Below are 6439 nucleotides of genomic sequence, written 5' to 3'. Positions count from 1 at the left end.
CTGACACGCCGGGCCTGTGCGGCACTTACGCTTTGGCTCTCGCGCTTTGCCGACGCAGGACCAGACGCTTTCGTCTTTCCGTTCCATCATGTCGGGTTTACGGGGAATGGTCGCGAGCCTCATATCTGGGGCGTCGATCTGAATCGTCCCATGGGCACGTACAGTTACAAGCGCGCTTGGAATACAGCGCGGCGAAAGGTTGGGGTCGATTATCGGCTGTACGATGCCCGGCATACATTCGTGACGCGACTCGCTGAGAACTCGGCGGTGTCCGAAGAGACGATCCGCCAGCTTGCGGGACACGTAAGCCACAGGATGCTTGCCCGTTACGCGCACATCCGAGTCCAAGCCCGCCGCGCCGCCATCGCGACCTTAGAGGGTGTTGAGAGCGGCACCGAAGCGGCCAATTCTATGGTCGATGGGGCACAAAATTGGGCACAAACAGCCGATTCATCTAATTCAGTGCTGAACTAGAAATCATATAAATGCTTGAATTGGCAAGATATTTGTTTGGTCGGGGTGGCCGGATTTGAACCGGCGACCACACGCACCCCAAGCGTGTGCGCTACCAGGCTGCGCCACACCCCGACCCGAAGAGACTCGATCGCATGGCCGCGCCGCACCGATATGCTCGCCCGCAGCGCGCGCCGCTAAAAGCTCAAGCGCTACGCCAGTATAGTTGCGCGCCGCTCCAAATACAGCCGCGCGCGCCGCTCTGAGCCCGCCCGCGCGCGCGATTCGCCCGGGGCCTGCGCCGGCGCACGCCAATCGCCTCGCCCCGCTCGCGATCGCTAGGCCTTTTTCTTCGCCGCCACGCGCGGCCGCCATTGCACGTAGGAGCGCATGTCGATGGAGAAGGTCCACGCGCTTTTCGGCTGGTTGATCAGATGCACGATCTCGTCGCAAATCGCCGAAGGCGGCACGAAGTGCGACGGGTCGGCGTCAGGCGCCGCTTCGCGCACGCGCGGACTGTCCACGGCGCCGTCAACGTCGAGCGTCGCCGAATGGATGCCGACGTGCATGTACTCGTAAGCGAGCGACTCTGCGATCGCGCGCTGCGCGACCTTGGAGGCGGTGTATGCCGAGTAGAGCGCGGGTCCGCCGCGCGTCTCCGATCCGAGGACGAAGATGACGGTCCCGCCGCCGCGCGCCGCCATCTTGCCCACCACGGCCTGCGTGCAGAAGAACGGCCCGTAGGTGTTGACCTTGAGCTGAAAGTCGAAGTCCTCTTCGGTGATCTCTTCAAAGCGCTTGCGCAGGTAAGCGCCGGCGTTGTTGATGAGCACCGAAATCGGCCCCAACTCGCGCTCCGCCGCCTCAACCGACGCGAGCACCTGATCGCGCCTGGCGACATCGGTCGGCGTCACCAGCGCCTTGCCGCCGGCCTTGACGATCAGTTCGGCGGTCTCTTCGAGCTGCGACTTGGTGCGCGCGATGAGTCCGCAGGCATAGCCTTCGCGGGCCAGGCGCTGAGCGATATCGCGCCCGATGCCCCGCCCGGCTCCGGTAACCAACGCTACTTTGGGTTCTGACATGGCGCTGCATCTTAGCCGAGCCGGCACCGTCTGAAAACCCGCGCGCACGGCGAAAATCGCATGCGGGAACCAATCGCCGACCGCCGCGGGTTGGAGGCAAGAGGACGAAGCGATCTGCGATGGCCTGGCGATCTGCTATGACTTGTCGTTTCGACGGAGCGGATGATACCCTTGGCCGAGAGCTCAGGAGAGATTTGCGTGAGCGCGGCGAGATGTCTCGGCTTGATCGATCGTTGCGGGCTGGCCGTCCCGGGCCGGCGCGGCACGATTGCGATCGTGGCGTTCGCCCTGACCCTGATAGGCGCGGCTACCGGCGCTGCGCGCGCCCAGGACGCCGTGGAATCGGATTCCTCCAAATCGAGCTCTTCCTGGGAACGCGCCGATAGCGTACTGGAGGTTCCGTCGGTGTATCAGGCGAACGGTTCGGCGCCGTCCGACGGTTGCGCCGAGGACTGTTCGGGTCCGATCAGTCCCAGCGCCCGCGAAGCTCCGATCGCCGTCCCGGGCAATGCGGATAATGCTTCGAATGCGAGCGCCGGAACTGCCGATACCCTGACCGCCGAGGGCGCATCGGGGGACGATTCCGCGCCCAACGATTCCGCGCTTGACGACAACGGCTCGCGGCAGCAACAGGACGCGTCCGGTACGAGACTGCCGGGAGCCTCCGCGCCTGGCGGTTCGGCCGCTTCCGTTCAGGGAAGCGATCAAAACCATGACGGGCAGCCGGCGGAGCAACAGGCGGAAACCGACCGCGGCGACTACGCTGTCGAGCAGGAAGCGCCGGTGATCATCGCCGCGCCGATCGGATCGTATGCGCCGATGACCGCGATTCGGACGCCGCTATACTCCGGCGCCGCGATTCCGTCGCCAGCGTTTCCATCTTCGTCGTGGATGCCGCGGCCGGTGCCCGGACTTCCCACTTTGCCCCCGGTGTTTCCGGCGGGCGCGGCTGGAGGGTTCGGCGGAGGCTTTCCGCGGATGGGGGGATTCGCCGTCGGTTTGGGGCGCAGGTAGGCGCGCTGATGACGCTAACCTTGCCAAGGATGCCGGTTAACTGGCGACGCCTGTGAAACCTTCAGAAACATTCATGACAGCGGCACGAGAGGACAACCGCGGCACCCTGATGGCAGCGCGATGCTGGTAGCAATCGACGTCGGCAACACCGACACCGTAATCGGAATCTACGAGGGCGAGCGCCTGCTCCATCACTGGCGGCTCTCGACCAAGGCCGAACGAACCACGGACGAGCACGGGGTGATGATCGGCGCGCTCCTGCAGAGCGTCGGGCTGGAGCCGCCGCTGCGCCCCGAGGGCGTAGCCGTCGCCTGCGTCGTGCCGCCGCTCAACCGCACGATGGAAGATCTCGCGCATCGCTACTTCCAGCGCGAGCCGCTGATCGTCGGCCCCGGGATCAAGACCGGGATGCCGATCCTGTACGAGAATCCCAAAGAAGTCGGCGCCGATCGGATCGTCAACGCGGTCGCGGCCTACGATCGCTACGGGAGCGCCTCGATCGTCGTCGATTTCGGCACCGCGACCACTTTCGACTACGTTACCGCGCGCGGCGAGTACGTCGGCGGCGCGATCGCCCCCGGATTGGGGATTTCGATGGACGCGCTGGTCAAGCACGCGGCCAAGCTCTACGAGGTCGAACTGGTGCGGCCGCGCGAGGCCGTAGGCCGCACGACGATCGGCGCAATCCAGTCGGGCCTTATCTTCGGCTACACGGCGCTGGTCGACGGCCTGGTCGAGCGAATCGAGCAGGAGCGAGGCGAGCATGCCCGCGTGGTCGCGACCGGCGGGCTGGCAAGCCTGATCGCTCCCGAATCGAGAACGATCGAAGTGGTTGACGAGTTCCTGACGCTCAAGGGACTGCGGCTCATCTTCGAACGCAACCGGCGCGCCCCCGCGCCCTATGCGCCGAGCGGCTCGAGGGATACCTGATGGCGAAGGCCCGGCGCGTCGTCACAGACTCGATGATCGGGCTCAAACTGCCCGACTTTGCGCGTCTCTCGGAGCGCGTCGCGACTGTCCTGGGGCATAACCCGGGTCCGTTCACCGGCCCGGGCACCAACACCTATATCGTCGGTACAGGGCGCAGGCCCCTCCTGCTCGATACCGGCGCGGGCGTTGCGCGCTACGAGGAGTTGCTGCCGCACGCCCTTAAGGAAGTCAGTTCCACGAGCGAGCTCGAGAGGGTGGTTTGCACGCATGCGCATGCCGACCATATCGGCGGCGTTCCCCAGGTCCGTCGCCGCTTCGGTGAGCTGGAGGTCTTGAAGAAGCCCTGGCCGGGCAAGGACGAGGCGGCGGGCGGGCCGATTCGGGCGATCGAGGACCGCGCGATCGTCAGGACCGAAGGAGCGACGTTGCGCGCGATCCATACGCCGGGCCATGCGCCCGACCATCTTTGCTACTACCTCGAAGAGGAACGGGCGCTGTTCACCGGCGACGTGGTGCTGGGCGCGGGCACCACGGTGATTCCCGATGACACTGGCGACCTCGGCCAATACATGGATTCGCTGCGCCGCCTGCTGGAACTCGACGCGGAGTTGATCTATCCGGCGCACGGCCCGGTGATTCGCAACGCGCGCCGCAAGATCGAGGAATACATCGCGCATCGCGAGCTGCGCGAGCGGCAGGTGCTCGAGGCCCTGGTGGGATCGGAGCCGCTCGAACCGATGCAGATCGTCAAGAAGATTTACCTCGACGTGCCTGAATACCTGCACGTTGCCGCTTCCAATTCGGTGCGCTCGCATTTGAAAAAGCTCCGCAACGAAGGACGCGTGGTCGAGCATGAGAGACGCTGGAGTCTCAACTAGACCGCCGCGTTCCGCGATCGCGCGCCGCGTTCTCTCGTCATTCATGTTGCTGCCGGCGCTCGGGGCGTCGGTGCTGGCGGGCGGGTTTATCGCGGCGGGCGCAATAAACTCGCCCGCCGCGTTCGCGCAGGCACCGGCACCCGATGAAGACGTGCCCGTCGGCCCGGCTGCCACGCTCGGCGTGCTCGCGGCGATGCGCGCACGGAGAGAGGCCGAGGCCGCCGCCGCGGCGGCGGCGATGAAGCCGCTTTCCGCTCCGCCTGCTGCGGCCGCGCCGAAGGTCGCCGCCGCGCGGGCCGCCGAACCGGCAAAGCCGGCCGCGGCGCTCGCGGTATCGCGGCCTGAGGCCGCGGTCGCGAGCAAGACGCCGCCGGGCCCCGCTGCCCCGGTGCAGACGGTCGCGTCAGTGCAAGCCGCGAACGCTCCGTACCCGGCTGAGAAGACTCCGGATGCGCCGCCGGTAGCACGCCCGCCGTTGACGTCGGCAGCGGCTGCTGGGGTGTCGGCATCGGCCGTCGCAACGCCATCCGCCGCCATGCAGGCGGAGGCCGCCGCGCAGGCGAAGAGCGCCGCATCTGCGCCGGCCGCGGCGCCCGCAGTCGCCACCGCATCTGCCGAGGAAGATGCCACTGCGGTTGACGCTTCCGCCGCGTCGCCGCCGCGCGCGGCCGAGGCAGAGGTAGCGCCCGTCGGTCCGGCGGCAACGGTTGGCGCGCTAGCGTCCGCGCAGGCCGCTACGGCCTCCGATCCCCCCGCGCAGGCAGCGTCCGCCGCCAGGTCGTCGGGCGAAGATGAGGCGGTCATGCTTTTTGCCGCGGCGCCCGGAGCCGGGCTGGCGGCGGCTGACACGGCCGCGCCCGCGATGCCGTCTGCAGACACTTCGGCAGGCAGCGCTGGGCCGGAGGCCAGCGCGAATCCCGGCGCGACGGCTTCGCCGGCGGCAGCGGCGGCCGCGTCGGGAGCGGTGCCTGTCCCGGCGGCGCCTGATGCGGCGGCGAGCCCAGCCTCCGTGGCGCCTTGGGCGCCCGACGGAGGACCGCGGACGTTTCTGATCAACGACGGCGCCCCGCCGCCCGCGCCCGGGCCGGCGCCCGCGGTGATGACCAGTGCGCCGGCGCCGGTCGCCAGCGATCCCGCGGACGGCGAGCAGATCATAACTCCCGAGGAGGCTCCGGCGGGGACCACGGTGATTCTTCCGGCATCGCAACAGCAATCGGTCGAGCCTGCGGCAGCTAAGCCGGAAGACGCCTCCCAGGTCGTCAATTACGAGGAGAACCAGCAGATGCCGCTCAACGAGCCGCAGTTGCACAGTCTCCAGGAGTTCATGAACGAGGGCGCCAACACGTCGCCTCTCGGAGTCGAGCTGCAGGAGGGGGTGCGGCGGACAAAGAACGGCCGCGAGATCGATGGCCTGCTGGTCGTGTCGCTGCAGCCGGGCAGTCCCGCCGAACGCGCTGGTGTGCAGGCGGGTCATCGCGCCGCCCACGACGTCATCGAGGGCGCCGCCGTGGCCGCATCGCTCGTGTTTCCGCCCGCAGTGCTGGCGGTACCGGTGATAGAAACCATCCAGCTGGGCGAGAACTATGACCTGATCATCGGAGTCGACGGTAATCGGGTCACCAACTTCATGGATTTCCAGGATCGGTTGCGCGAGGTGCAGCCCGGGGAGACCGTCTATCTGAACATCCTGCGCGGCGGCAAACGCCTCCAGCTGCCGGTCGAGATGCCGCCACCGGACCCGCGGAAACTCCAACCGTAACGCGGGGCGAGTCGGTTCCCGTTCCGGCGCGAACCGGCGTCCTGGCGGTCTTTACTCAAGCATGGCATCGTATTAATAAATCGGTCTCCGTCGAGGCGTGGCCCGGCGAGATTAATAGGACAGGGCAACGAAGACTCCGGCAACGGAGCGTGCAGACATAGCTTGGCCTAGCGCCTGGATCCTGAAAGGACCGGGACCCCGAACGGCTTGAGCGCTCCTGGAGAGCGGGTTTGATGCGGGGTGCCGGTGCGCGGTGGCCCGCATTTTTTTGTCTGTAGCGGCGTTTGCCGGCATCGGGGCCGGAAAGGAAATCGACCATGAAG

General features: G+C 67.1%; 6 protein-coding genes and 1 tRNA gene. 5 read left to right on the top strand and 2 right to left on the bottom strand.

The annotated features are described in order from the left end of the window. Nucleotides 1–474, top strand: a 474-nt coding sequence (locus tag VMI09_00035) for a tyrosine-type recombinase/integrase (protein ID HTQ23056.1), incomplete at its 5' end; no start/stop codon positions are given. Between the two features lie 37 nt (nt 475–511). On the opposite strand, the gene VMI09_00030 is transcribed toward VMI09_00035, so the two are convergent. Beyond that, a tRNA-Pro gene (locus tag VMI09_00030) sits at nt 512–588 on the bottom strand. Between the two features lie 203 nt (nt 589–791). Then, nucleotides 792–1535, bottom strand: a complete 744-nt coding sequence (locus VMI09_00025; protein HTQ23055.1) for an SDR family NAD(P)-dependent oxidoreductase — start codon at nt 1533–1535, stop codon at nt 792–794. A gap of 198 nt (nt 1536–1733) precedes the next feature. Here VMI09_00025 and VMI09_00020 point away from each other — a divergent pair, with 198 nt between their 5' ends. The 4 genes from VMI09_00020 to VMI09_00005 all read left to right on the top strand — a co-directional run bounded on the left by VMI09_00020 (nt 1734) and on the right by VMI09_00005 (nt 6116). After that, a complete protein-coding gene (locus tag VMI09_00020) occupies nt 1734–2549 on the top strand; it encodes a hypothetical protein (GenBank protein HTQ23054.1) in 816 nt (271 codons plus the stop codon). 120 nt (nt 2550–2669) lie between these two features. Next, the gene (locus tag VMI09_00015) at nt 2670–3479 is read left to right on the top strand and encodes a type III pantothenate kinase (GenBank protein ID HTQ23053.1); all 810 of its coding nucleotides are present in this window, start codon (nt 2670–2672) and stop codon (nt 3477–3479) included. Further along, nucleotides 3479–4357 (top strand): MBL fold metallo-hydrolase, encoded by an 879-nt coding sequence (locus VMI09_00010; protein ID HTQ23052.1) that lies wholly within the window; start codon nt 3479–3481, stop codon nt 4355–4357. Before VMI09_00015 ends, VMI09_00010 begins: the two co-directional genes overlap by 1 nt. Next, complete coding sequence (locus VMI09_00005) at nt 4332–6116, top strand: PDZ domain-containing protein (protein HTQ23051.1); 1785 nt, start codon at nt 4332–4334, stop codon at nt 6114–6116. Before VMI09_00010 ends, VMI09_00005 begins: the two co-directional genes overlap by 26 nt. The last annotated feature ends 323 nt before the right edge of the window (nt 6117–6439 follow it).

The organism is Candidatus Binataceae bacterium, assembly GCA_035500095.1.
Taxonomy (GTDB): domain Bacteria; phylum Desulfobacterota; class Binatia; order Binatales; family Binataceae; genus JAKAVN01.
This window is presented reverse-complemented; position numbering and strand designations above follow the sequence as displayed.